The organism is Dactylosporangium sucinum (assembly GCF_014647515.1).
GTDB classification, from domain to species: domain Bacteria; phylum Actinomycetota; class Actinomycetes; order Mycobacteriales; family Micromonosporaceae; genus Dactylosporangium; species Dactylosporangium sucinum.
This window is the reverse complement of the sequence record NZ_BMPI01000193.1, coordinates 1-1,101: the sequence shown is the minus strand read 5'-3', so window position 1 is coordinate 1,101 and position 1,101 is coordinate 1. Positions and strand designations below refer to the sequence as shown.

1 protein-coding gene is annotated in these 1,101 nt (G+C 62.6%); it reads right to left on the bottom strand.

Features of this window, described 5'->3' with window-relative positions:
* Positions 1-40: 40 nt before the first annotated feature.
* Complete coding sequence (locus IEZ31_RS55765; protein WP_190258291.1) at positions 41-877, bottom strand: IS5 family transposase; 837 nt, start codon at positions 875-877, stop codon at positions 41-43.
* Positions 878-1,101 lie beyond the last annotated feature (224 nt).

The following is a 1,101-nucleotide window of genomic DNA, read 5'->3' as shown; positions in this document are numbered from 1 at the left end:
AGAGGACGTCTGATTCACGAAGTTTGTGAGTTATGTACGTTCAGGTGTCTCGCCAGGTTGGGGTGGTTTCGTCGGTGAGGCGTTTGGCGAGGTTGTCGATCATCGCGATGGTGATCATGCTGGCGGAGTTGTCGGGTCGGGTTTCGTAGTCACGCACGAGCCGGCGGTGGTGCATGAGCCAGCCCAGCGTTCTTTCCACGACCCAGCGGCGTTTGACGACCGAGAATCCTTTGATGGCAGGGTTTTTGGTGACGACCTCGACGTCGATGCCAAGGCTGGCACCGTGTTCGACGACGGTGTTCTTGAATCCGGCGTCGACCCATGTTTTGGCGAGCGTGGGATGGCGGGTGGTGGCCTCGTTGAGCAGGTCAACGCCGATGGCGTTGTCGCTGACGCTGGCGGCGGTGACGATGACGGCCAGGAGCAGGCCCAGGGTGTCGGTGATGATGCCCCGCTTGCGCCCCACCACTTTCTTGCCCGCGTCGGTGCCCTGTGTGGACAGTGGAACGTTGGTGGAGGTCTTCACGCTCTGGGTGTCCATTATGGACGCGGTGGGGGTGGTCTGCTTGCCGGTGCGGTCACGGACCAGGCCGGTGAGGTCGTAGTTCAGTTCGGCGAAGATGCCTTCTTTGGTCCAGGCGGCGAAGTAGCCGTAGACGGTGCGGTAGGGCGGGAAGTCGTGGGGCAGGTAGCGCCAGGGGATGCCGGTGCGGTTGACGTACAGGATCGCGTTGAAGATCTCGCGTAGGTCGTGCGTCGGTGTGCGGCCGCCGACGCCGGCGTCGGTGCGGGTCTGGCGCCACGCGGTGAGTCGGGGGGCGATGAGGGCCCAGCGGGCGTCAGACAGGTCGGAGGGGTACGCGCTGCGTTCAGCCATGCCAGTGTGCGTACGGTGGCGGTGGGCCGGTCTGACGGACACCGGGTCCGTTGTTTCCGTGACGAAAGTGAATCAGACACGATCCGCTGCTGAAACGTCTCGTATGCGGCAGACTCGAATCGGCTGTAATGATGATGTTCTTGGCCACTTCAGGCACACGTGGGTAGTGACTGTCGATGGGCGGACCGGACGTTATCCATCCCAACCAGAATCAAACGTCCAGT

Excerpts from the sequence above, each read along its gene's own strand:
- IEZ31_RS55765 (WP_190258291.1), bottom strand. The coding sequence starts at position 877 with ATGGCTGAACGCAGCGCGTACCCCTCCGACCTGTCTGACGCCCGCTGG.